Annotated in this window: 22 protein-coding genes; 9 read left to right on the plus strand and 13 right to left on the minus strand. The window is 64.8% G+C overall.

Annotation, left to right across the window (positions count from 1 at the left end; all coding sequences use genetic code 11):
- Nucleotides 1-153: 153 nt before the first annotated feature.
- The 3 genes from hemA to murI all read right to left on the minus strand — a co-directional run bounded on the left by hemA (nucleotide 154) and on the right by murI (nucleotide 3,296).
- Entirely contained in the window at nucleotides 154-1,374 is a 1,221-nt protein-coding gene (hemA, locus tag AACH40_RS07430; protein ID WP_338645963.1) for a 5-aminolevulinate synthase, read from the minus strand.
- Between the two features lie 116 nt (nucleotides 1,375-1,490).
- Complete coding sequence (locus AACH40_RS07435; RefSeq protein WP_338645206.1) at nucleotides 1,491-2,444, minus strand: MBL fold metallo-hydrolase; 954 nt, start codon at nucleotides 2,442-2,444, stop codon at nucleotides 1,491-1,493.
- Nucleotides 2,445-2,456: 12 nt separating this feature from the next.
- Complete coding sequence (gene murI / locus AACH40_RS07440) at nucleotides 2,457-3,296, minus strand: glutamate racemase (protein ID WP_338645208.1); 840 nt, start codon at nucleotides 3,294-3,296, stop codon at nucleotides 2,457-2,459.
- 95 nt (nucleotides 3,297-3,391) lie between these two features.
- Between murI and plsY the strand changes: the two genes are divergently transcribed.
- The 4 genes from plsY (at nucleotide 3,392) to topA (ending at nucleotide 8,167) form a co-directional block, all read left to right on the plus strand.
- The gene (gene plsY, locus AACH40_RS07445; protein ID WP_338645210.1) at nucleotides 3,392-3,988 is read left to right on the plus strand and encodes a glycerol-3-phosphate 1-O-acyltransferase PlsY; all 597 of its coding nucleotides are present in this window, start codon (nucleotides 3,392-3,394) and stop codon (nucleotides 3,986-3,988) included.
- Nucleotides 3,985-5,097: a DNA-processing protein DprA gene (gene dprA, locus AACH40_RS07450; protein ID WP_338645212.1), complete on the plus strand. Its 1,113-nt coding sequence runs from the start codon at nucleotides 3,985-3,987 to the stop codon at nucleotides 5,095-5,097. Before plsY ends, dprA begins: the two co-directional genes overlap by 4 nt.
- A 28-nt stretch (nucleotides 5,098-5,125) precedes the next feature.
- Nucleotides 5,126-5,512 carry a hypothetical protein gene (locus AACH40_RS07455; RefSeq protein WP_338645214.1) on the plus strand — a complete coding sequence of 129 codons (387 nt, stop codon included), beginning with the start codon at nucleotides 5,126-5,128 and terminating at the stop codon, nucleotides 5,510-5,512.
- Nucleotides 5,513-5,578: 66 nt separating this feature from the next.
- Nucleotides 5,579-8,167: a type I DNA topoisomerase gene (gene topA, locus AACH40_RS07460; RefSeq protein WP_338645216.1), complete on the plus strand. Its 2,589-nt coding sequence runs from the start codon at nucleotides 5,579-5,581 to the stop codon at nucleotides 8,165-8,167.
- Between the two features lie 27 nt (nucleotides 8,168-8,194).
- Here topA and AACH40_RS07465 read toward each other — a convergent pair whose 3' ends face one another.
- The 6 genes from AACH40_RS07465 to lepB all read right to left on the minus strand — a co-directional run bounded on the left by AACH40_RS07465 (nucleotide 8,195) and on the right by lepB (nucleotide 13,967).
- Nucleotides 8,195-9,736, minus strand: coding sequence for an ArnT family glycosyltransferase (locus tag AACH40_RS07465; RefSeq protein ID WP_338645219.1), 1,542 nt, complete (start codon nucleotides 9,734-9,736; stop codon nucleotides 8,195-8,197).
- A gap of 72 nt (nucleotides 9,737-9,808) precedes the next feature.
- Entirely contained in the window at nucleotides 9,809-10,576 is a 768-nt protein-coding gene (locus tag AACH40_RS07470) for a hypothetical protein (protein WP_338645221.1), read from the minus strand.
- 47 nt (nucleotides 10,577-10,623) lie between these two features.
- Nucleotides 10,624-11,457, minus strand: a complete 834-nt coding sequence (locus AACH40_RS07475) for an SGNH/GDSL hydrolase family protein (RefSeq protein ID WP_338645223.1) — start codon at nucleotides 11,455-11,457, stop codon at nucleotides 10,624-10,626.
- Nucleotides 11,457-12,350, minus strand: coding sequence for a GTPase Era (gene era, locus AACH40_RS07480; RefSeq protein WP_338645225.1), 894 nt, complete (start codon nucleotides 12,348-12,350; stop codon nucleotides 11,457-11,459). Before era ends, AACH40_RS07475 begins: the two co-directional genes overlap by 1 nt.
- A 49-nt stretch (nucleotides 12,351-12,399) precedes the next feature.
- Nucleotides 12,400-13,065 (minus strand): ribonuclease III, encoded by a 666-nt coding sequence (rnc, locus tag AACH40_RS07485; protein WP_420874068.1) that lies wholly within the window; start codon nucleotides 13,063-13,065, stop codon nucleotides 12,400-12,402.
- Nucleotides 13,066-13,085: 20 nt separating this feature from the next.
- Complete coding sequence (gene lepB / locus AACH40_RS07490) at nucleotides 13,086-13,967, minus strand: signal peptidase I (RefSeq protein ID WP_338645227.1); 882 nt, start codon at nucleotides 13,965-13,967, stop codon at nucleotides 13,086-13,088.
- 158 nt (nucleotides 13,968-14,125) lie between these two features.
- On the opposite strand from lepB, the gene pgi reads away from it, so the two are divergent.
- The 5 genes from pgi (at nucleotide 14,126) to AACH40_RS07515 (ending at nucleotide 19,248) form a co-directional block, all read left to right on the plus strand.
- A complete protein-coding gene (gene pgi, locus AACH40_RS07495) occupies nucleotides 14,126-15,646 on the plus strand; it encodes a glucose-6-phosphate isomerase (protein ID WP_338645229.1) in 1,521 nt (506 codons plus the stop codon).
- Between the two features lie 4 nt (nucleotides 15,647-15,650).
- Nucleotides 15,651-15,983 (plus strand): hypothetical protein, encoded by a 333-nt coding sequence (locus AACH40_RS07500; protein ID WP_169494184.1) that lies wholly within the window; start codon nucleotides 15,651-15,653, stop codon nucleotides 15,981-15,983.
- 77 nt (nucleotides 15,984-16,060) lie between these two features.
- Entirely contained in the window at nucleotides 16,061-17,419 is a 1,359-nt protein-coding gene (gene gorA, locus AACH40_RS07505; protein WP_169494185.1) for a glutathione-disulfide reductase, read from the plus strand.
- Nucleotides 17,420-17,483: 64 nt separating this feature from the next.
- The gene (locus AACH40_RS07510) at nucleotides 17,484-18,206 is read left to right on the plus strand and encodes an SDR family oxidoreductase (RefSeq protein WP_338645234.1); all 723 of its coding nucleotides are present in this window, start codon (nucleotides 17,484-17,486) and stop codon (nucleotides 18,204-18,206) included.
- Nucleotides 18,207-18,219: 13 nt separating this feature from the next.
- Nucleotides 18,220-19,248, plus strand: coding sequence for an aldehyde reductase (locus AACH40_RS07515; RefSeq protein ID WP_338645236.1), 1,029 nt, complete (start codon nucleotides 18,220-18,222; stop codon nucleotides 19,246-19,248).
- A gap of 15 nt (nucleotides 19,249-19,263) precedes the next feature.
- Here the strand turns inward: AACH40_RS07515 and AACH40_RS07520 are convergent, their stop codons facing one another.
- The 4 genes from AACH40_RS07520 to hppD form a co-directional block, all read right to left on the minus strand.
- Entirely contained in the window at nucleotides 19,264-20,013 is a 750-nt protein-coding gene (locus AACH40_RS07520) for a molybdopterin-dependent oxidoreductase (RefSeq protein ID WP_338645238.1), read from the minus strand.
- On the minus strand, nucleotides 20,010-20,735 hold the full coding sequence (locus AACH40_RS07525) for a cytochrome b/b6 domain-containing protein (RefSeq protein ID WP_338645239.1): 726 nt from the start codon (nucleotides 20,733-20,735) through the stop codon (nucleotides 20,010-20,012). Before AACH40_RS07525 ends, AACH40_RS07520 begins: the two co-directional genes overlap by 4 nt.
- A 65-nt stretch (nucleotides 20,736-20,800) precedes the next feature.
- Complete coding sequence (locus AACH40_RS07530; protein ID WP_169494257.1) at nucleotides 20,801-21,358, minus strand: VOC family protein; 558 nt, start codon at nucleotides 21,356-21,358, stop codon at nucleotides 20,801-20,803.
- Nucleotides 21,352-22,449 (minus strand): 4-hydroxyphenylpyruvate dioxygenase, encoded by a 1,098-nt coding sequence (gene hppD, locus AACH40_RS07535; RefSeq protein ID WP_338645241.1) that lies wholly within the window; start codon nucleotides 22,447-22,449, stop codon nucleotides 21,352-21,354. The genes AACH40_RS07530 and hppD overlap by 7 nt, the downstream gene beginning before the upstream one ends.
- Nucleotides 22,450-22,463: the final 14 nt, after the last annotated feature.

Here is a 22,463-nt window from a genome sequence, read left to right on the forward strand (position 1 = left end):
GCTGAGAATAAGATCGAAGGCCCGGCCAAAAGGTCGGGCCTTTTTCGTTGTCGAGCAGCTTGATCGTGGGGGCAGGGCGGCCAGCGTGTCGCTCCATGAAAAAGGGCCCCTCCGTCAGGAGAGGCCCTTTAGAAATCGCTTGGGATCAGTGGCTCAGGCAGCCTTCTTCATTTCCAGTTCGAGCCGCTCCCAAATTTCGAGCAGCGCCTTTGTCAGTTCGATCATCATCGATTCGGTGTGCTGCGGTCCCGGCGTGAAACGCAGGCGCTCGGTCCCGCGCGGCACCGTCGGGAAATTGATAGGCTGAACGTAGACGCCATATTCCGCGAGCAGGATGTCACTGACCTTCTTGGCGCGCACCGGATCTCCGACCATCAGCGGGACGATGTGCGTCGTCGATGGCATCACCGGCAGACCTGCGTCACGGAACAGCTCCTTGAGACGCGCTGCGGCAGCCTGCTGGCCTTCGCGCTCGACGCTCGACGCCTTGAGGTGACGGACGCTCGCAAGGACGCCTGCGACGAGCACAGGCGACAGCGAGGTGGTGAAGATGAAGCCCGGCGCATAGGAGCGGATTACGTCAATAATGCGGGTGTCGGCTGCGATGTAGCCGCCCATCACGCCGAATGCCTTGCCAAGCGTCCCTTCGATGATGTCGATGCGGTGCGCGGCTTCGTCGCGGTCGGTAATGCCCCCACCGCGCGGACCATACATGCCCACGGCATGAACCTCATCGATGTAGGTCAGCGCGTTGTACTTTTCGGCAAGGTCGCAGATCGCGTGGATCGGGGCGACGTCGCCGTCCATCGAATAGACGCTCTCGAAAGCGATGAGCTTGGGCAGCGCAGGATCGGTTTCGGCCAGCAGCTGCTCGAGGTGTTCGACATCGTTGTGCCGGAACACGCGCTTTTCGGCACCCGAATTGCGGATCCCCGCAATCATCGAGGCATGGTTCAGCTCGTCCGAAAAGATCACGCAGCCCGGCAGAATCTTGGCGAGCGTCGAGAGCGTGGCGTCGTTTGACACATAGCCCGAAGTGAACAGCAACGCGCCGTCCTTGCCATGCAGGTCGGCCAGCTCCTGTTCGAGCTGGATATGGTAGTGCGTGTTGCCGCCGATGTTGCGCGTGCCGCCAGAGCCTGCGCCGACATCGTGCAGCGCCTCTTCCATGGCGGCAATCACCTTGGGGTGTTGGCCCATCGCGAGGTAGTCGTTCGAACACCACACGGTGATCGGCTTGGGACCGTTGTGGCCTGCAAAGCAGCGGGCGTTTGGATAGGCGCCCTTGTTTCGCAAAATGTCGATAAAGACGCGGTACCGGCCCTCGGAATGCAGACGCTCGATGGCGGAATCAAAAACCTGATCGTAATTCACCCCGCCGCTCCTCTGCTGCATGGAGACTGCTGTCTCCAAGGAAGGCACCTGATCCCTGAGGCCCTCCCTCGGCGTATGCCGGGGCTCTTACGCCTGTTGAAAACTCAATGCCAGCGTCATTTGAGGGAAGATTGTTCGGTTTCCTCGTTACTTTCCGATGAATCCTGCGAACCGTAGCGGAACGCCGAAGTGAAGCCGGGACCGCCCCTGCGCGTCTGAAGCCAAGAGACATCACCGCCGTAGACGATCGTTACGCCGGGCGCTGCGGTCGCCAGTTGTTCGAGCCCCTTGAGATGACCGATCACCGCATCGCGATCTTCGCCGCCCTGCCAGCTCGAAGCGAGTCGCGAACGGGGGCGTATCCAGCTGACGTTGCGCTGCATGGTCGCGGTATCGCCGACAAACAGGTATTCGCGGCCACTCGCAAGCTTCACGTAGATGAACTGCGAGCCCACCGAGTGGCCGGGCGCCGGGATGAAGACGATGCCGGGCGCGATTGCCTCTGCCTGGTCGGAGGACACAATCTGCGTCCCGCCGCTCGCCACGCCTGAGCGCATGCGTTCCATGACGTCGGCCTGACGGCGACTGACGGTGACCTTCGGAGCGAGGGAATCGAACGCATCGGATGCAATGAACGCCCCCACGAAATCCGGATGTTCGTGCGTGAACAAGATCCGCTTGGCATCGCGCATCCAACGATCGACGGCGCTCCTTGCGAGGTCGTCGAACTGGTCGAAGTTGACGTCAGCCGCCTGGGCCCGCGTCGGTCCGACGTCGATCACCGTGTCGCCCCCCGGGGTGACGAGGCGGTAGGCAACTTTCGCCACCGTGTGCGTCTGCAGACCACCGCCTGCCACAAGCAACGTTCCCGGCATGCGCCGCACCGCCAGTGGCGCGTACTCGATCGAAACTGGTCGTTGCCCGGGAAGCTGGTCGGCCAGCTTGCGTATAGCAGCAATGTCGATTGGCCTCGCCGGAACGCTTCCCGTCCGCGCGTCGAGCAGGAGCCAGTAATAAGGAACTGCCACGATTACGATGATCGCGATGAAAATCCGGGAGAACAATCCCACCTCGCCCGTCCTTCAGAAGATCGCGCTGCGCAAAAGCCGTTGCGCTTCGAGCGCCGGTTTCAGCCGCGCCAGTTCCGGTTCGTCGCGGGTGAACATGGCAATATCGTCGCCCTGCCTCTGCCACCCCTGGCCCTGGGTCAGGAAAGCGATCTGGCGAGCGATGCCGTCCGATCCGTCAATAAAGCGAACGTCGCTGCCGAATGCCTCACCCAGCTCCTCGGCGACGAGCGGGAAATGCGTGCATGCAAGGACAACGGTATCGATCCGATCGCCGCCGGGCATGGTGCGTAACGCGGCGGCGGCCCGTCGGTAGACATCCTTGTCGACATGTTCGCCGCGCAGCTTTCGCTCGGCTGCTGCGACCAGTTCGGGCGCGCCGTGCCGAAGCAGCACCTTGTCTGCCGCAAATTCTGCCTCCAGCCTGTCGACATAGCCTTGGCGGATGGTTGCTGCCGTGCCGAGCAGCCCGATCACGCCGGTTTGCGTCATCGCCGCTGCGGGCTTGATCGCGGGGACGGTGCCGACGATCGGAACTTCCAAAACTTCGCGCACAGAAGCGAGCGCGATTGTTGAGGCCGTGTTGCAGGCGATGCAGACCAGACGCGGGCGAAACCGCTCCGTCATCCTGCCTAGCAGGCCCGAAACCCGCGCTGCGATCTGCGCTTCGTTCTTGTCGCCATAGGGCAGGCCGGCGTTGTCGGCGACGTAGATCACCGGTGCATCGGGCAGCAGCGCGCGCACCTTGGCAAGGACGCTAAGCCCGCCGACACCCGAATCGAACAGCAGCAGCGGGGCAGTCGGATCGACGCCCGGCGGGGCGGCAACCGCCATTTCGGATGCAACTCGATCCATGATTCCTGCGCTCATCGCGTCGTTCTATCGGCACTGTCGGCAAAAAGGAAAGGCGCCCTCTCCCTTTTGTTGATCAGCGACGATATGAGGCCGGGGTGGAACAGGTTTTTGCTCTCGCTCTCGGCTACTTCCTCGGCTCTGTGCCGTTCGGCCTCATCCTCACCGGCCTTACCGGAGCAGGCGATCTTCGCGCCATCGGCTCGGGCAATATCGGCGCAACAAACGTGCTGCGTACCGGGCGCAAGGGCATTGCTGCGGCGACCTTGCTGCTCGACATGGGCAAGGGGCTTCTTGCCGTGGAACTGGCGCGCCGCTTCTGGCCCGGAGACGAGGCTTTGGCCGCGCTTGGCGCGGTGCTGGGGCATTGCTTCCCGCTATGGCTGAAGTTCAACGGCGGCAAGGGCGTTGCGACGACGATGGGCGTCTCCCTCGGCCTCGCATGGCCGATCGGGCTCGCCTATGCGGTCGTCTGGCTCGGGATGCTCGCCATCACGCGCATTTCCTCGGTGGGCGGGCTCAGCGCGGCGATCGCAGCGCCGATCGCCGCGGCAGTGTTGGGATACCAGGAGTATGCGCTGGTGCTTGCGGCGATCGCCCTGCTCGTCGTTTTCCTCCACCGCGCCAACATCGCCCGTCTGAGGGCAGGGACCGAGCCGAAGATCGGCGGCAGCAAGTCGGCCGATCGCGGATGAGCGGTGAGGGAGCGGTCTTGACGCGCGACGAAGCCTTCGCCCGCATCCGCCTGCTCCGCTCGCCCAACGTAGGCCCTGTCAGCTACGCCCAGCTGCTTCGCCGCTTCGGCACAGCGGCCGAAGCCCTTGCGGCATTGCCTGACCTGATCGGTCGCGGCGGTAAGCCCTATCAGCCGGCGGCCGTCACCAAGATTGAGGACGAGATTGCCGCGGTCCGCAGGCTCGGCGCGCGCTATCTGTTCCACGACATGCCGGGCTACCCCGCGGCGCTGTGCGAACTCGAAAGCCCGCCGCCGATCCTGACCGTGCGGGGCGATGGTGCCTTGTTGGATCGGCCCTCGGTTGCGATCGTCGGGGCCCGCAATGCCTCTGCCGGCGCCGTAAAGCTTGCCCGCCAGTTTGCGACCGCCCTTGCCGAGGCGGGCTATGCGGTGGTTTCCGGTCTTGCCCGCGGCATCGACAGCGCCGCCCATACCGGTGCCCTTGCCGGAATGGCGCAAGGGGGCGGAACGGTGGGCGTGATCGCGAGCGGGCTCGACATCACCTATCCGCCCGAGAACACGGCCTTGCAGGAAGAGGTGGCGACGCGTGGCCTGCTCATAGCCGAAATGCCGCCCGGCACCGAGCCGCTCGCTCGGCACTTCCCATGGCGCAACCGGATCATCGCGGGTTTGGCCACAGGTACGCTGGTGGTCGAAGCTGCACCGAAGTCGGGCTCGCTGATCACAGCGCGGCTCGCCGCCGAAGCTGGGCGGGAGGTCATGGCCATCCCCGGCTCGCCGCTCGACAGCCGTTCGCAGGGCTGCAACCAGTTGATCCGCGAAGGTGCGGTGCTTGTGCAGACGCCCGAAGACGTGGTGGAACTGCTGCTCGGCTTCACCGGCAAGCCACGCTCGACCTTCCGCGAAGAGGCATCCGTGCCGTTTGCCGAGGTCGAGGAGATCGAAAGCGCCGATATCGCCGGCCTCTTGAGTGCGGCCCCCGTCGCGGTGGACGAAGTCGTCCGGCAAAGCGGGGCAAGCGCTGGTGCGGTTCAGATGGCGCTGATCGAGCTGGAACTGGCTGGCCGGTTGGTTCGGCACGCGGGTGGCCGCGTATCGGTTTCGTGACTTGATGCGCATATCGAGGGGAGGCAGCATGGAAGCAGCGGCGGGGCAGACGCGACTGGCGCGCAGAATCTTCCGGGGTGCGGCGATCTGGGGCTTCATCGTCCTGCCGCCACTCTATCTCGTGCCGCTCCCCGTGTTGGGGGCTGAAACTTATCTCGGCTTCGTGGGATGCGCGCTCGTGTTCCAGGTTGTGTTCTGGATCATTGGCGGAAATCCGGTTCGCTACCGCGCGCTCATGCTCCCGGCGATTTTCGAGAAGCTGGTGTTTGGCGTGCCTGCACTTGCGCTGTTCGCGCAAGGTCGCGTGCTGCCGATTGTCGCCTTCTTTGCGTTAGTCGATCTGTTGCTTGCCATCCTGTTCGTAGTCGCCCGCCGGGTGACGCCGGCATTGCCGGGTATCCACGAGACGGGTTGACGGGAAGGGCTCACGGTCCCCACCCTCGCGCGTACGCATACGTGTAAGGGTTATAGTTTCATCGCCATGCAGCTTGTCATCGTTGAATCCCCGGCCAAGGCCAAGACCATCGAGAAGTATCTCGGCCCCGGTTTCCAGGTCCTCGCATCCTACGGTCATATCCGTGATCTTCCCGTCAAGGACGGCTCGGTCCGCCCGGACGAGGACTTCGCGATGGACTGGGAGCTTTATGGCGACAAGCAGGCCCGGGTGAAGGCGATCACCGATGCGGCCAAGCAGGCAGACCGCCTGATCCTCGCCACCGACCCCGATCGTGAGGGCGAGGCTATTTCTTGGCATGTCAAGGAGTTGCTCGGAAAACGTCGTGCGCTTCCGAAGGAGGTCGAGCGGGTCACGTTCAACGCGATCACCAAGCAGGCGGTGACCGATGCGATGAAGAAGCCGCGTGAGCTCGATCAGGATCTGATCGATGCTTACCTTGCACGGCGCGCGCTCGATTACCTGTTCGGCTTCACCCTTTCGCCCGTGCTGTGGCGCAAGCTGCCTGGCGCCAAGTCGGCCGGACGCGTGCAGTCGGTGGCGCTGCGCCTGATCGTCGAGCGCGAGCGAGAGATCGAGGCCTTCACCGCGCAGGAGTACTGGTCGGTCGTCGCCAAGATGGAGAAGGGAGGGACCGAGTTCCTCGCACGGCTTGTGAAGTTCGAGGGGCAAAAGCTGGAAAGGCTTTCGCTTGGTGAAGAAGGCATTGCCTTGCGCGCCAAGGCGGTGGTCGAAGCCGCGACGTTCCGAGTCGAGGATGTCGAGACCCGTCCGACCCGCCGCAATCCGTCGCCGCCGTTCACCACCTCGACTCTCCAGCAGGAGGCGGCGCGCAAGCTAGGTTTTTCTGCCAGCCACACCATGCGCGTGGCTCAGACGCTGTATGAAGCTGGCGCCATCACCTACATGCGAACCGACGGCGTGCAGATGGACCCGAGCGCGATCTCGGCCGCGCGCAAGGCGATCAGTGATCGCTATGACGGGCATTACCTCCCCGAAAAGCCACGTCATTACGAGACGAAGGCCAAAAATGCTCAGGAAGCACATGAAGCTATCCGCCCGACCGATTTCGGCAAGGACCGGCACGGTGCGGGAGACGAGGCACGGCTCTATGACCTGATCTACAAGCGCGCCATGGCGAGCCAGATGGCTTCGGCCAACCTCGAGCGGACCACCGTCACTTTGCGCGAAGGCACCGGCAAGCACGAACTGCGCGCCACCGGCCAGGTCGTCAAGTTTCCCGGCTTCCTCGCAGTCTACGAGGAAGGGCGTGACCAGAAGGCGGATGCTGATGACGACGAGAGCGGCCTGCTGCCTGCGATGGCCGCAGGTGACACACCGGCCAAACGCGGTGTCGACGCGAGCCAGCACTTCACGCAGCCGCCGCCACGCTATTCGGAAGCGAGTCTCGTCAAGCGACTTGAAGAGCTCGGCATCGGTCGCCCGTCGACCTACGCCGCGACGCTGCAGGTGCTCAAGGACCGGAACTATGTCCGCACCGAGAAGAACCGCTTCTTCGCCGAAGAGAGCGGGCGGCTGCTGACGGCCTTCCTCGAACGCTTCTTCGATCGCTACGTCGCCTACCAGTTCACCGCCGGGATGGAGGACGAACTGGACGACGTTTCGGGCGGGCGTGCCGCCTGGAAGAAGGTGCTCGAAGCGTTCTGGCGCGACTTCAAGCCGAAGTCCGACGAAGTGATGGAGAAGAAGCCGAGCGAGGTGACCGCCGAACTCGACACGTTCCTCGAAGACTATCTGTTCCCGCCCAAGGCCGACGGCAGCGATCCGCGCCTGTGCCCCAAGTGCCAGGAGGGGCGCCTTGCACTCCGTGGCGGAAAATATGGCGCTTTTGTCGCCTGTTCGAACTATCCGGAATGCAAGTTCACGCGCAAGTTTGCCCAGCCCGGCGGCGCCGAGGACGGGGGAGAAGACGCGGGCCTTGGCAAGGATCCGGAAAGCGGGCTTGAGGTCACGCGGCGCGCCGGGCGTTTTGGCCCTTACATCCAGCTTGGCGAAGGCAAGGAGGCCAAGCGCGCCTCCATTCCCAAGGACATCGGTGAACTGGACCTGGAATGGGCGCTGAAGCTTCTGTCGTTGCCGCGCGAGATTGGTCCGCATCCTGAAAGCGGAAAGCCGATCACCGCCAGCATCGGGCGTTACGGGCCTTACCTCGCCCATGATGGCAAGTATGCGCGGCTGAAATCGACCGCCGAGGTGTTCGAAACGGGCATGAATGCCGCCGTCGTCAAGCTGGCCGAGGCGGCGGCGGGCGGTCGCCCGGCCCGCGGCGCCGCAGCCGAGCCGCTCAAGCTTTTCGGCCCGCATCCTACCTCGGGCGGCGAAATCAAGCTGATGGCGGGGCGCTATGGGCCTTACGTGACCGATGGCACGACAAATGCAACCCTGCCGCGCGACAAGCAGCCCGAGATGCTCACCCCCGAGGAAGCGATTGCGCTGATCGACGCGCGCGCCGCCAAGGGACCTGCGAAGGGCAAGAAGAAGGCGCCCGCCAAGAAGGCTGTGGCCAAGGATGGCGCCGAAAAGAAGGCTGCGCCCAAGAAGAAGGCGTCTGCCAAGGCCAAGGCTCCGGCAAAGGCGAAGGGCAAGGAAGACTAGGCGCGGTAGAGCGCGGCGGGCGTCACGTTACGTCCGCCGGCGCCGCCACAATCCATACTGGTGGGTACCCATCCTGACGCTGGCGTAGCGCTCGTAGCCACGCTGCAGGAAATCGGTGACGATGGCCCGCGTCTCCCAGTTCGGCAGGTAGAAAGGCCACCATTCCGCCGTGACCACCACGTCGGGCCGCGTCATCATGATCCGTGCAACCTCCAGATTGGGGTCGACGTCGAGCGCCCTGGCTTCGGTCCAGGTGTTGAGATGGTTGGGGAAAGCGTAGCGGCTCGGCAGGCAGCTGTTGGCCATGCGGTAGAAGGCCGGCTCCCCGTCAAACACGAATGCGCAGCCGCCGCGAAGCTCTCCGTCAATCGCGGTAGCGATGGTTTCGGCCTGTTCGCGCGTGCCATGGCGGCGGATGTTGTCCGCGATCACCACGATGCAGGCGATCAGGCCGAAGCCCAGCATCGCGATCGACCAGCGGCGTCCGCGCACGCTCGCCAGCGACAAGGAAGGCGCCGCCAGCACGCAGAGCGGGACCAGAACCGGCGTTACGTAATGATCGTACCACGATCCGAACGCCAGGAACGCAGCGAAGGATAAGGCCCCCCACCAGCGCAGCAGCTTCAGCGCATCGCTGTCGGCCACTTGCGTCCGGGCCGCTATGCCGAGTGCGATCCAGAATGGCGTCAGCGCAAGCATCTCGCTTGCCAGGCGGTTCCACGAAGCCATGCCGTCGGCGCGCCGCAGCATGATCGAGAACACGTTGCTTTGCAGGAACAGCTCGGCATGGCCGAAGGCGGCATAGGCGGCAAAGACGGCGAGCGTTGGCGCAAGGGCAAGGCTGCACCAAGCAAGCCCGTGCCGCAGCAGGCGATCGGTGGGCATCCGCATCGCATGGCCGCGCAGAAGCAGCGCCAAACCGAACCCAGCGCCTTCGAACACGACCGTGTACTTGATCTGGATGGCAAGGCCGATCAGCGCCATGGCCTTGGCGCCGTTGATCAGCAGCGGCGTTGAAGCCTGCGATCGCCAGGCCTGCAATGTGTAGACGGCCGCCAGCGCGACGAGCAGGTTGTAGAACACCGGCGCCTGCCCGATGCCGTAGCAGAAAACCGGCATGAACAGCACGTAGGCAAGCCCGGCGAGCCTTGCCGAAGCGGGACCTGCGATCTGCTGCGCCAGACGCTCTATGACCAAAGCGGTGCCGGCGCAGGCGGCGATCCCGCACAGCTGGTATGTCAGCACCCCGTCGCCGGGGAGCAGGAGGAACAGGCGGTAGAGGAGGAACAGGCCTGGCGGCTTGCGATCCCAGATGTCGATGAACGGCACCGCGCCCTCGCGCATGTGGTGCGCGACCAGCAGGTAGAATTCTTCGTCTACATGCAGGACAGGGTTGCCGAGCTGGACGAAGTGGACGGCCAGTGCGACGCCGATATAAAGGGCCGCCGAAACGAGCGTCCAGGGCACCGCGCCCGTCCGGATCGAGGATGGCAGCGAAAGGGGAGGGGTAACGCTTTCCGCAGGGGCAAGGCGCAGAACCGCAGCAGCGCTGCGGTGGTGATCTGACATCAAGTCGCTCCATCGGCCGTCGTACGCGGCTTCCGGGACAACTAACGTCGGATCTGGCTTATCCCTTCGCGGCTATGCGATGGAACGTGCGACAGTCTCGAGCTCCTCCTGCGGCACGAGGATGGCGCCACCGCGCGGTCGGTCGAGATCGAGGATGGTCACGAAGGCGCTCGACAGCAGCGCGAAGAAGATCGCGGAGGCCAGCAGATGCCGCTTGCCGGTGCCGGCAAGAGTGTAGCCGAGCATCGTCGCGCCGGCACAGCAGTAGAGCGCCAGAAGGAGCAGCACTTCGGCGGGAAGCCGCGCCTTGCGCGCCGCATGGCGCGCCGTGGCGACGTCGCACATATCATTGTAGGCCTGCGTCAGCGATGGCCCGCGCGTGTCGGGTGGCATTGATCGCAGCGTCGCGAACAGTCGCTTGCCGAAACCGTCGCACTGCAGGGCAGCCTCACGCGCCGCCTTTTCCCACCGCGTATCGTCGTCGATCAGCCCCGATTGCGCGCGCGCCCGGGCATAGGTCGCAAGCGGTGTCAGCAGTGCGGCGCGCTGTGCTTCATCGAGCAGGCTCAGCCGGCTTGCCATCGTGCTGATCGCGTTGGCTTCGCTGGTCACCAACTCGCGGCGCGTCTCGTAACGGCCAATGGCGAGGCTGAAACCGAAGGCCATCAGCAAAGCCAGCAGCCCGAAAACGCCCGACAGGACGTAGCTTTCGTCGTTCGTCGACGTGTCCGGACGCCCCCGCAACAGCACGCCATGAAGCACGGAGCCCAAGCCATAGCTGCCGATCATGGCGAGCAGCAGGCCAGATCCGACCAGCATCAAAGGCGCATCGTCCATCATTTCCCCAAGCCTCCCGACAGAGGAAATGCGGCACCCCGCAGCGAGCGTCAATTCCCTGGGGAAAGAGTAGCTGCGATGGTCCGGGCGATGGCGCCGTGGGCCAGCGGACCGGGGTGCAGCGGCACGCCTTGATCGGCCGGAGGCGGCGTCAATCCCGCGCTCCAGGGCTGCGCATCGCACGGCGCATGATCGGCAGTCAGCTTCGAGGCCCTGATCAATACCGCGTGCTCACGCCGGGCCACCTTGGCGGTCAACGCGGCGAGCCGCTGCGCTGTCGCCTTGCTGGCGGCAAGCTCGTCCGCGCTACCGGGAAGGCTGGCGCAGCCTGCCTTGCGTCCCACGACCGTAACGTAATCGACGAACACGAGCTTTGCCTCGGGCGCGCGACGACGGACTTCTTGTGCAATCTTGTGCAAACGTGCCTCCACGCCCTGCCAGTCTGCCTCCGACACGGTGTGGCGGGTTGGACACTGAGTGGGGCGCGTGCCCACGGGCATGGTCGCACAGGCCGCTGCGCCAAGATTGGTCACGAAAGCCACATCATTGCCGCCGGAGGTGATCGTGACGAGCTTGGTGTTCGCAGTCACGGCATCGATCTGCGGAGGGATCTCGTTCCACGGCTCAAGGATGTGTTCGGTGGTCGATCCACTGCAACTTGCATCGACCAGGTTGAGCGACAGCGTCCTCGCAAGCACGCGCGAATAGCTCGCTGCCCCGTGACCGCAGCGTTGCGGCGCACCGTCTTCCACCGTGCCAAGGCCTGGCCCTGCCGCATAGGAACTGCCGAGCGCCACATAACGGTCACCGGATTGCAAGGGCGAAGGGCGCGCCATGGCCGTGGAGGTAACGAGCAAGTTCGCTAGCAACAGAGCCCTGCGCATCACTTGACCCAATCCAGCCCGATCTCTTCGTAGATTTCCTTGCTCTCGGCCCAGTTTTCCTCGACCTTCACGTGAAGGAAGAGATGCACCTTCTGGCCCAGCAGGTCAGCCAGTTCCTTGCGCGCGGCCTCACCGATCGACTTGAGCTTTGACCCACCCTTGCCGAGCACGATCCCGCGCTGGCTGTCGCGGGCGATCACGATCTGCTGGTGGATCTCGACCGACCCGTCGTTGCGATGGGTATAGCTCTCGGGCCGCACCGCGCTGTCGTAGGGCAGTTCGTCGTGCAACTGGCGATAGATCTGCTCGCGCGTGATCTCGGCCGCCAGCAGCCGTTCGGAAGCGTCGGACACCTGGTCCTCGGGGTAATGCCAGACACCTTCAGGCATCAGCGAAGCGAGCCGCGTCTTGAGTTCCGCCACGCCGTCGTTGGTCAGCGCCGAAACGAAGAACACTTCGTCGAAATTGCCCAGCGGCACCAGCTCTTCCGCTGCAACCAGCAACGGTTCCTTGGGCGTTGCATCCACCTTGTTGAGCACGAGAATCTTGCGCTCGGGGCGGTCTTTCAGGCTCGACAGGATCGGTTCGAGATAATCGCGCTTCTTCTTGCGGGCATCGACCACCAGCAGGATCGCGTCGGCCTCGGCCGCGCCCTCCCACACCGCGTTGACCATGGCCCGATCGAGCCGCCGCTTGGGCTCGAACAGGCCGGGCGTGTCGGCAAGGATGATCTGGGTTTCGCCTTCGAGCGCGATGCCCATCAGGCGGGCACGCGTGGTCTGGGCCTTGGCCGAGACGATCGCGACCTTCTGGCCGACGAGCGCGTTCACGAGCGTCGACTTGCCCGCATTCGGGGCACCGATCACGGCGACGAGGCCGCACTTTTCCGTCACGTTACGTGTATTCCGTTCTTTTGGAGGACTTGCTGTGCGCCCGACTATATCAGCCGAAGCGCTCCATGAACATCCGTGCGGCAGCCGTCTCGGCCTCCTGCTTGCTCGAACCGCGGGCTTCCGCCTCGCCAACGCCGCCGACGCTGACGCGGACGGTGAACACGGCGGCATGGTCCGGGCCATCCCGGCTCGCCAGCGTGTAGACCGGCGGCTTGCGCCGGTTGCCCGCAGCCCACTCCTGCAGCGCCGCCTTGGGATGCTTGCGCTGCCCCGTGCCGCCGGCCATCGGCTTGGTCCAGGCCTTGCGCACGAACGCCCGCGCCGCATCGAACCCGCGTTCGAGGAAGAGCGCGCCGATCAGCGCTTCCATCACGTCGCCAAGGATATTGTCGCTGTTGGCGCCGCCATCGTCACGCGCCTGCTTGCCCATGCGGATGTGCGGGGGGACGGAAAGGGCGCGCGCTACGTCGGCGCAGGTTTCGCGGGCCACCAGCGCGTTGAGCCGCTGCGACAGCTTGCCCTCGGCAGCCCCGGTGGTCTCATAAAGCCAATCCGCGATGACGAGGCCGAGGACGCGATCGCCCAGGAATTCGAGCCGCTGGTAATCCGAAGCTTCGCCCAGCGAACCGTGCGTCAGCGCGGCATGCCACAGCGCACCGTTCTGCAGCGGCGCGCCGGTCAAGTCGGTTAGGAATTGCGCCGTCTCGTCGGTCAGGACGGGGGCAGGGGCCTTGCTCAGAATGTGCCCCCGATCCTGTTCCAGCGCGCGGCGGTGAACCAGGTCCACGGCAGGAACCAGTTTGCACTGCCGTCGGTCGACCACATCACGATCGTTGCACGACCGACCAGGTTGTCCTGCGGCACCATGCCGATCCCTGCGCCTTCGACCGCCGGAAAACGGCTGTCCATCGAATTGTCGCGGTTATCGCCCATCAGGAACAGGTGGCCTGCAGGCACCACGACGGGCGGCGTATCGTCCTGCGGGCGATAGCCGAGGTCGAGCACGTTGTAGCTCTTGCCCTCGGGCAGCGTCTCGCGGAACTGCGGGTAATGGCAGCTGGCCGAACCGTCCTGCTCCAGCGCCTCGAATTCGGGGGCGACGCAGTTGGTGTTGGCCGAAACCGGGATCACGAAGTCCGCGATCTTTTCCTTCTTCACCGGCTTTCCGTTGATGTTCAGCACGCCGCCGATCATCTGGATCGTGTCGCCCGGCAGGCCGATCACGCGCTTGATGTAGTCGACGTCGTTACCCGGAGGCGCCTTGAAGATCACCACATCGCCGCGATTGGGCTGGCTGGCGAAGATGCGCTTGGGCAGCAGCGGCGCGCTGAACGGCAGGGAGTAGCTCGAATAGCCAAATGGCCACTTGGCAGCGAGCAGATAATCCCCGTTCTCCAGCCGTGGCAGCATCGATTCGGACGGGATGTTGAACGGCGAGAAGATGAAGCTGCGGAAGATCGCGACCACCAGCACCAGCTTGATCAGGAAGACGGGAAAGCTGTCCTCCTTCTTCTCCTTCCGCGTTTTCGGGGTTTTTGAGCCGCCTTGCGGCTGTGCCGGTGCGGCGATCCCTTCGACGGGGGCATTTTCGGGCTGATCGGTCATCGTCGCGGTCATGTGGAGGGGCCTTGCCTACGTCAAGCGGGATTTCGCGCTTCGAGTGCTGGCAAAATACGATTTCGCACAGGGACGATCGACCAACAGCAGTGCTTGGCGGACGAAGCTCAAGCGGGCATTGAGGCGGTGCATATCGCAGTTGCGAAAGGATCAGACGAATGGCGGACCCGGCACAAGCGCTCTGGAGCGAGCTCGAAAGCCTCGAAACGCCAAGCCTTTCCGCGCTCTTCGAAGGGCAGGACCGGCTTGCCCGCTACTGTTCGGAGCTGGAAATTCCCGGCGGCCCGATTCGCTTCGACTGGAGCAAGACCCACCTGACCCCGGCCGTTGAGGATGTCCTCGGCCGTATCGCGGGTGCGATGGACCTCGATGGCAAGCGCGATGCGCTTTTCGCGGGCGAGGCGATCAACAACACCGAAGGCCGCGCCGCCCAGCACAGCGCCGAGCGCGGCATTGGCGCGCCCACCGCGGTGGTCGAGGCCGAGGCGCTTCACGCCCGGATGAAGGGACTTGTCGAAGCGATCCACGAAGGCCTGCTGGGAGAGGTGAAGAGCCTGATCCACATCGGCATCGGCGGATCGGCGCTCGGCCCGGCGCTGGCGATCGACGCGCTTGCCCGTGACGAAGCGAAAGTCGCCATCCACGTCGTCTCCAACATCGACGGCTGCGCGCTTGAAGCGGCGATGAAGCAGTGCGATCCCGCCACGACCATGGTGGCGGTGGCGTCGAAGACCTTCACCACCACCGAAACCATGACCAACGCGAACTCGGCGCTCGACTGGCTGCGCCAGGGTGGAGTCTCCGATCCCTACGGCCGCGTCGTCGCGTTGACGGCCAGCCCGGACAAGGCGGTCGAATGGGGCGTCGACGAAACGCGAGTCCTGCCGTTCAGCGAAACCGTGGGCGGGCGTTACTCCCTGTGGTCGTCGATCGGCTTTCCGGTCGCGCTGGCGCTGGGCTGGGATGCCTTCGCCGAATTCCTCGATGGCGCCGCGGCGATCGACACGCACTTCATCGAGGCGCCGTACGATGCCAACGTCGTCGTGCGCGCGGCCTTTGCTGATCTCTATTACACGCAGGCCAAGGGTTGCCAGACCCGCGCGGTCTTCGCTTATGACGAACGGCTTGCCCTGCTGCCCGACTATCTCCAGCAGCTCGAGATGGAATCGAATGGCAAGCGCGTTACGGCACAAGGTGAACCGCTCACCCGGCCGTCCGCGCCGATCACTTGGGGCGGCGTCGGCACCGATGCCCAGCACGCGGTGTTCCAGCTGCTGCATCAGGGCACGCACCTGATCCCGGTCGATTTCCTCGCGGTGAAGGTGCCCGGCCACGATCTCGATCCGCTGCATCACCAGATTTTGCTGTCGAACTGCTTCGCCCAAGGCGCCGCGCTGATGGCGGGCAAGGCTTCGGACGATGGCGCGCGGGCCTATCCGGGGAACCGTCCTTCGGCCACGATCCTGTGCGACGACCTCACGCCGGGCACGCTGGGGGCGCTGATCGCGTTCCACGAGCATCGCACCTTCGTTTCGGCGATGCTGCTGGGCATCAATCCGTTTGACCAGTTCGGCGTCGAACTGGGCAAGGCGATCGCCAAGCAGATCGATGCGGGTGGAGGCGAGGGCTTCGATCCTTCGACCGAGGCGCTGCTCGCCGCAGCCGGCATCGGCGCGTAAAGTTATGGCCCGCAAGAACAAATACGATCCTTACGCGGACGACGAGCCCGAGCAGGAAGCGCCGCCGCCGGTGCCCTGCTGGCTCTGTGGCCGGCCGACGGGAAGCACCATCGTCTGGCACCACCCCGTACCCAAGAGCCGGGGCGGGCGCGATGTCGTGCCGATGCACGGGATCTGCCAGCAGACCCTGATCGCCAACTTCACCAATTCCGAGCTGCAGCGCGCCGGATTGGACGTCGATCAGCTGCTCGCCAACCCGACGGTGCGCAAGTTCGTCGACTGGGTGGCGAACAAGGACCCCGATTTCACCGCGACGATCGCCAAGAAGAAGCGCTGAATCAGGGCGCCATCGGCCTTTGGGGCTCTTGGCAACGCAACGTGCGCCCACAATATGCGCACGTACTGGAGGATTGCATGGCCGAGCAGGAATACGACTACGATCTTTTCGTCATCGGCGCGGGTTCGGGCGGGGTACGGGCAAGCCGCATCGCTTCCTCGCACGGCGCACGCGTGGCGGTGGCGGAGGAGTATCGCGTCGGCGGCACCTGCGTGATCCGTGGCTGCGTGCCCAAGAAGCTGCTGGTCTACGGCTCGCACTTCGCCGAAGAACTGCAGGACGCGGCCAACTATGGCTGGACGGTCGATAAGATGAACTTCGACTGGCCCACGCTGCGCGATGCGGTGAATAAGGACGTCGACCGGCTCAACGCGGCCTACACCTCCACGCTCGAGAACAACAAGGTCGAACGCTTCCTCGAACGCGCGACTATCACCGGCCCGCATTCGGTGAAACTGGCCGACAGCGGGCGCGAGATCACGGCGAAATACATCCTTGTCGCCACCGGCGCTTGGCCCGTCACCCCCACCTTCGAGGGTGCCGAGCACTGCATCACGTCGAACGAGGTGTTCCATCTGCCCGAACTGCCGCGCAAGGTCATTATTGCCGGCGCTGGCTACATCGCGCTCGAATTCGCGGGGATTTTCAATGCGCTCGGCAGTCACGTAACGGTCGTCAACCGCAGCGAGACGCTCCTGCGCGGCTATGACGAAACGCTGCGCGACCGCCTGCTCCAGATCACCATGGCACGCGGCATCGAATACAAGTTCAACTGCCCGTTCGAAAAGGTTGTGAAGCGCGAGGACGGCTGCATGGAAGCCTACCTCAAGAACCAGCCCGATCCGATCGTCGCGGACGTGATCCTCGTTGCCACCGGCCGCAAGCCCAAGGTCGAAGGGCTGGGCTTGGAAAACGCAGGGGTGGAGCTTGGCGAGCGCGGTGAGATCAAGGTCGATGAGCACAACCGCACCAGCTGCGACAGCATCTATGCGGTGGGTGACGTAACGGACCGCGTCCAGCTCACCCCCGTCGCCATCCGCGAAGGCCAGGCGTTTGCCGACCGCGTGTTCGGCGGGATCGAGCGCAAGGTCGACTACGACTGCATCCCGAGCGCAGTGTTCTCGCAGCCGCCACTTGCGGCCGTGGGGCTTACTGAGGGCCAGGCTCGGAACCGGTACGGCAACGTGAAGGTCTATTCCTCGGACTTCCGCCCGATGAAGAACGTCTTCGGGCATCGCCCCGAGCGCGGCCTTTACAAGATGGTCGTCGATGCCAACACCGACAAGGTGCTCGGCATCCACATGATCGGCCCAGAGGCGCCCGAGATCCTCCAGGCGGCCGCCGTGGCGGTAAAGGCCGGGCTGACCAAGGCCGCGTTCGACGATACGGTCGCCCTGCATCCTTCCATGGCCGAGGAACTGGTCCTCCTCAAATAAAGTTGCGCATTGCAACCTATATGTTAGTCTCCCTCGCAACGACACTTGTGGGGGAGACGGTCGCTTGGATCTCAACGGAAAACTCGTGCTGCTGACTGGCGGCACAGACGGAATCGGCCTGCGCCTCGCGCGCCAGTTGCGCGAAAAAGGCGCGCAGGTTGTCGTTACGGGACGCACGCCCGAACGGATCGCGGCCGCGCAGGCCGAGGGCTTCGAGGTCCTTGCCGCCGATCTCGCCACCTCCGAAGGCGTCACGGGCCTACTCGCTGCGGTGGCCGGACGCCCAATCGACGTCCTCGTCAACAACGCCGGCATGGGCACGCCGCACGACTATCGGGTCGCGACACCCGATGCCCAGGCTGACGAACGCACGCTGCAGCTCAACGTCCATGCCCCGATCCGGCTGATCGCTGGGCTGATGGAACCGCTCAAGGCCCGTCCCGAAGCGATGATCGTCAATGTCACCTCTGGCCTCGCCATCGCACCCAACACCGCCAGCGCGATCTATTGCGCCACTAAAGCCGCCTTGCGCAGCTACACCATGTCCTTGCGCAAGCAACTTGAGGCCACACGCATTCACGTGCTCGAGGTCCTGCCACCGGTGGTCGAAACCGCGATGACCGCGGACCTCGCCATGAAAAAGCTCGCGCCCGAGGCGTGCGCTGCCGAGATCGTGCGGGCAATGGAACGTAACGCCGATGAAGCCAACGTCGGGCAGGTGAAGTTCCTGCGCCGCGTCTATTCGCTCTCGCCGGCGCTCGCACGCCGCATCATGCTCGCCTTCTGAAGAGGTTCCGACAATGCCCCAGACCGTGCTCGTCACCGGAGGCAGCGGCTACATCGCCGGCTTCCTGATCCGCCAGCTGCTCGATGCCGGCTGGACCGTCCACACCACCGTGCGCAGCCTGTCGCGCGAAGCCGAATTGCGGCTGGTCCTGGGCGGAACCAAGGAAATGCTGCGGTTTTTCGCCGCGGACCTGACTTCGGACGCCGGGTGGGACGATGCGGCCGCCGGGTGTACGCATGTTGCACATGTCGCCTCGCCGTTCCCGCTGCATGTCCCGAAGGATCCCGAGGAACTCGTCGGCCCGGCCCGTGATGGCGCCCTGCGGGCCCTGCGCGCGGCGAAGAAGGCGGGCGTGAAGCGCTTCGTCCAGACCTCGTCGTTCGCCGCAGTCGGCTACGGGCACCCGGCCGGGCGTTACGTTGCGGGCCAGGTCTTCACCGAGGCTGACTGGACCGACCTCTCGAACCCCAATGTCGCCCCCTACATGCGCAGCAAGACCGTCGCCGAACGCGCCGCGCGCGACTGGATCGCCGCGGAGGGCGAAGGGATGGAGTACGTTTCGGTCAATCCGGTCGCCGTACTGGGGCCGGTGACCAACGGCGACCTTTCGACCTCGATCGAACTGGTTAAGCAACTGCTTGAAGGCGCGATCCCTGCGCTGCCTGACGTCGGTTTCGGCATCGTCGACGTGCGTGACGTTGCGGACCTGCACGTGCGCGCGCTGACCCAGCCGGACCTCGACGGCGAACGCTTCCTCGCCACCGGCCCGTTCCTGACCTTTGCGGAGATCGCCGCGGTCCTGAAACGCCGCTTGGGGCACGAGGCGCGCAAGGTGCCCACCCGGCGGTTGCCGGACTTCGTGGTCAAGATCGGGGCTCTGTTCAGCCCATCGCTCAAGCAGATCGCCGGCGAACTGGGCAAGGTCCGCGCAGGCACGTCCGCGCATGCCCAGCAGCGCGTCGGCTGGACGCTGCACCCGGTCGAGGAGACCATCGTCGACACGGCGCGCAGCCTGATCGACCTCAAGATCGTCAAGGTGTGACGTTACGCCGGGACTTCAGATCCCGGCATACCACTGGTAGCCCTTGCGGTCTTCCCAGTAGCCGCCACCACCGCCGTGGATGCCGGCAAGGCTGGCCACCGCCTGCACGCGCATGACGTACTTCGCCTGCTTGTAGCCCAGCTGCCGCTCGACCCGCAGCCGCAACGGCGCGCCGTGGCCGACCGACAGCGGTTGTCGGTTCATGTGGTGCGCCAGGATCGTCTGGGGATGGAACGCCTCGACCAGGTCGATGCTCTCGTAATAGGGCGTGCCGTGGTAATCGTCGGCGCAGTGGAACACCACGTAACGGGCGTTCGACGATAACGCCGCCGCCTTGAGCAGCAGCATCAGCGGCACCCCGGTCCATTCGCCGATCGCGCTCCAGCCCTCGACGCAATCGTGGCGGGTGATCTGCGTGCGCGCCGGCATCGCCTGCAGTTGCGCCAGGCTGAGCGAAAGCGGGCGCGCCACCATTCCATCCACGACGAGGCGCCAGTCGGCAAAGCCGCGTGCCACGTGCGCCTGATAGGCCGCGTCGCCGGGGGCGGTGGTGCCGTTAACGCGGAAGTTGGGCGAAAGATCGGTTGCGGAGAACTCGGGCGCCAGCGCGGTGCGGTCCGTTACGAGACGCTGCCCGCTCATCGTGGCCTTTTCGCCCAGCGTCAGCACCTTCCTGACCGTGGGCGAGGCGACGATGCGATCGCACCCCGCCAGCATCAGCCCGGCGCCGCCGCCCAGCGCATTGCGGCGGGTGACGATCGTCATGGCCGCTTCTCCTCTGGCAGGCGATACCAGCCCGTCAACATCGAGCGCAGTTCGTTGATCGGCCCGGCGAGCAGGACCATCAGCAGGTGCACCGCGATGAACAGCGCAAGGCCTGCGGCGCAAAGGAAGTGGATCGAGCGCGCAGACTGCCGCCCGCCGAACAGGTCGAGCAGGAAGGGGAAGGCGGCATTCATCGCCGGGCTCATGGTCAGGCCGGTCAGGATCACCAGCGGGATCAACACCAGCACGACACCGAGGTAGGCGATCTTCTGCAGCGGGTTATAGCCGCGCGCCGCCTCGCCGGTGGGAAAGCGCAGCCGGGCGTGTTCCTTGATGTCGTGCCACAAGTGGCCAAACGAACGTTCCTCGCGCTTGAGCCACAAGTCCCGCGTCAGGTGGCGCGATAGCAGCGCATAGACCAGAAACAGCACGATGCCGATCGCCAGCACCCACGCGAAGAAGAAGTGCCACTGCCGCGCCGCGGCGAGGTCATAGCTGCTGGGGATCGTGACTAACGGCGGGAATGGATCGTCGTAGCCGGGGAATTTCGGCAGTTCGAGCCAGGCCTTGTCCGGGTTCGCGCCAAACTTGCCCCAGTAGAGTCGCGGATGGGCGTTGAGGATCATCATCCCGCTCATCAGCATGACGAACACGCTCAAGGCATTGAACCAGTGCCAGATCCGCACCGGCAGATTCGTTCGATAGACCAGCTTGCCGTCCATCGCCTGTCTCCCGTCGTCCGGGGCGGAAGATGCCACGTAACGGCCGAGCGGCCTAGCCCGAAAGCTCAGGCCTTGCCGGCGTGTGCGTGCAGCCAGTCCGCGTGGCGCGGCGCCTTCTTGGTCTGCGACCATTCGTCCAGCATCGGCCCGGCGACGCGCGCCAACTCGGCATACTGTTCCTCGGTGCCGATATCCGTGGCCAGCTCCACCCGGTGGCCGTTGGGATCGAAAAAGTAGATCGACTGGAACACCCCGTGGTGCGTCGGTCCCAGCACGTCGACGCCATGCGCCTCGAGATGCGCCTTGGCCGCCAGCAGAGCATCCATGTCCGCCACGCGGAAGGCAAGGTGCTGCACCCAGGCGGGCGTGTTCGGATCGCGCCCCATCTCGGGCTGCTGCGGGAGTTCGAAGAAGGCGAGCACGTTGCCGTTCCCGGCGTCGAGGAACACGTGCATGTAGGGATCATAGGCCCCGGTCGAGGGTACGTGGTCCTCGGCGAATGCCGTCACGTAGCGCATGCCCAGCATGCGCTCGTACCACTCGACCGTCTCCTTCGCGTCGCGGCAGCGATAGGCGGCGTGATGGATGCCGCCGAGCTGCACGGGATGGTCTGCCGTCACGATGCCGGCTCCTCTACCTTGAGCGCGCCGCGGCGAATCTGGTCGGCTTCCATCGACTTGAACAGCGCAGTAAAGTTACCTTCGCCAAAGCCTTCGTCGCGTTTCCTCTGAATGAACTCGAAGAAGACCGGGCCGATCATCGTCTGCGAGAAGATCTGCAGCAGCAGCCGGGGATCGCCCGCCTCGGTCGATCCGTCGAGCAGGATGCCGCGCTTCTGCAGTTCGTCGACCGGCTCGCCATGGCCCGGCAGTCGCTCTTCCAGCATCTCGTAATAAGTTGCGGGCGGCGCGGGCGCGAACGGCGCGCCAGAAGCGGCGAGCTTGTCCCAAGTGGCGAGAAGATCGTCGCAGGCAAAGGCGATGTGCTGGATGCCCTCGCCGTTATAGGCGCGCAGGTATTCCTCGATCTGCCCGCCGCCCGCTTTTCCTTCTTCGTTCAGCGGAATGCGAATCTTGCCGTCGGGCGCGGTCATCGCGCGGCTGGTAAGCCCGGTGTACTCGCCCTTGATGTCGAAATAGCGTATCTCGCGGAAGTTGAAGATCCGCTCGTAGAACGCCGCCCAGTGCGCCATGCGCCCACCGTAAAGGTTGTGGGTCAGATGGTCGATGATCTGCAGGCCCGCGCCAACGGGGTGGCGGTCCACGCCCTGCTCCCACACGAAGTCGATGTCATAGATCGACAGTTCGCCCGCGCCCGTATCGTAACGATCGATCAGGTAGATGATCGAGCCGCCAATGCCCCGGATGGCGGGCAGGCGCAGTTCCATCGGTCCGGTACGGACCTCGACCGGTTCGGCCCCGCGTTCCAGCGCCTGTTCATAGGCGGCGCGGGCATCGCGGACCCGAAAGCCCATGCCGCAGGCCGAAGCGCCATGCTCGGCGGCGAACCAGGCTGCCGGGCTTTTCGGTTCGTAGTTGGCAATCAGGTTGATGCCGCCCTGCCGCCATAACGTGACGGCCTTGGAGCGATGACGGGCAACCAGCGTGAAGCCCATGGCGGCAAAGACCGGTTCGAGCATGCCCGGCTGCGGTGCGCAAAATTCGACGAACTCGAAACCGTCGAGCCCAAGCGGATTGTCGAACAGGTCAGCCATCGCATCTCTCCAGT

The sequence above is a fragment of the Novosphingobium olei genome (assembly GCF_037076535.1).
In the GTDB taxonomy this organism is placed as follows: Bacteria; Pseudomonadota; Alphaproteobacteria; order Sphingomonadales; family Sphingomonadaceae; genus Novosphingobium; species Novosphingobium olei.